Origin of the sequence: Solibacillus kalamii (assembly GCF_002174535.1) — a bacterium.
Lineage (GTDB): Bacteria > Bacillota > Bacilli > Bacillales_A > Planococcaceae > Solibacillus > Solibacillus silvestris.
Genome location: NZ_NHNT01000028.1, coordinates 1 through 1103, shown reverse-complemented (window position 1 = coordinate 1103; position 1103 = coordinate 1). Strand labels below are relative to the sequence as shown.

Sequence of the window (1103 nt, the reverse complement as noted above, 5' to 3'; positions counted from 1 at the left end):
GTTGGTAGAGCAACTGACTTGTAATCAGTAGGTCGAGGGTTCGACTCCTTTCGCCGGCACCATTTAGAGAGCCATTAGCTCAGTTGGTAGAGCATCTGACTTTTAATCAGAGGGTCGAAGGTTCGAGTCCTTCATGGCTCACCAGTTTTATAAAATTATACATACTGTCAGAATAAATAGATCTTAAGCATTTTGCGGAAGTAGTTCAGTGGTAGAACACCACCTTGCCAAGGTGGGGGTCGCGAGTTCGAACCTCGTCTTCCGCTCCAAAATGCCGGGGTGGCGGAACTGGCAGACGCACAGGACTTAAAATCCTGCGGTGAGTGATCACCGTGCCGGTTCGATTCCGGCCCTCGGCACCATTTTATAATTCTTATCTCTAATAATGCGCGCCCGTAGCTCAATTGGATAGAGCGTCTGACTACGGATCAGAAGGTTGTGGGTTCGACTCCTGCCGGGCGCGCCATAATATATTTACTGACATATTCGGAATGTAGCTCAGCTTGGTAGAGCACTTGGTTTGGGACCAAGGGGTCGTAGGTTCGAATCCTGTCATTCCGACCATTATTAATGGGGCCTTAGCTCAGCTGGGAGAGCGCCTGCCTTGCACGCAGGAGGTCAGCGGTTCGATCCCGCTAGGCTCCACCATTTATATTTTATTCCCTTTGGAGGTATACCCAAGTCTGGCTGAAGGGATCGGTCTTGAAAACCGACAGGCGGGTAACACCGCGCGGGGGTTCGAATCCCTCTACCTCCTCCATTTTTAATATTTTCACTTTAGATGTTGGTCCCGTGGTGTAGCGGTTAACATGCCTGCCTGTCACGCAGGAGATCGCCGGTTCGATCCCGGTCGGGACCGCCATTTTTTTTATGGGTTTGTAGCTCAGTTGGTAGAGCATTAGATTGAAGCTCTAAGTGTCGGCGGTTCGATTCCGTCCAAACCCACCATACTATGGGCCTATAGCTCAGCTGGTTAGAGCGCACGCCTGATAAGCGTGAGGTCGATGGTTCGAGTCCATTTAGGCCCACCATAGTATTATTCCGAAGTAGCTCAGTTGGTAGAGCATCCGGCTGTTAACCGGCAGGTCGCAGGTTCGAGTCCT

At 50.9% G+C, this 1103-nt stretch carries 10 tRNA genes; all 10 read left to right on the top strand.

The window, feature by feature from the left end:
• Nucleotides 1-68 precede the first annotated feature (68 nt).
• The 10 genes from CBM15_RS19090 (at nucleotide 69) to CBM15_RS19045 (ending at nucleotide 1031) form a co-directional block, all read left to right on the top strand.
• Nucleotides 69-144 (top strand) — tRNA-Lys (locus CBM15_RS19090).
• Between the two features lie 50 nt (nucleotides 145-194).
• Nucleotides 195-269: transfer RNA gene (locus CBM15_RS19085), tRNA-Gly, on the top strand.
• Nucleotides 270-273: 4 nt separating this feature from the next.
• Nucleotides 274-362: transfer RNA gene (locus CBM15_RS19080), tRNA-Leu, on the top strand.
• Between the two features lie 27 nt (nucleotides 363-389).
• Nucleotides 390-466 (top strand) — tRNA-Arg (locus tag CBM15_RS19075).
• A gap of 21 nt (nucleotides 467-487) precedes the next feature.
• Nucleotides 488-564, top strand: a tRNA-Pro gene (locus CBM15_RS19070).
• Between the two features lie 8 nt (nucleotides 565-572).
• Nucleotides 573-648, top strand: a tRNA-Ala gene (locus CBM15_RS19065).
• Nucleotides 649-667: 19 nt separating this feature from the next.
• Nucleotides 668-760 (top strand) — tRNA-Ser (locus CBM15_RS19060).
• A gap of 26 nt (nucleotides 761-786) precedes the next feature.
• Nucleotides 787-862, top strand: a tRNA-Asp gene (locus tag CBM15_RS19055).
• A gap of 10 nt (nucleotides 863-872) precedes the next feature.
• A tRNA-Phe gene (locus CBM15_RS19050) sits at nucleotides 873-948 on the top strand.
• A gap of 6 nt (nucleotides 949-954) precedes the next feature.
• Nucleotides 955-1031, top strand: a tRNA-Ile gene (locus CBM15_RS19045).
• Nucleotides 1032-1103: the final 72 nt, after the last annotated feature.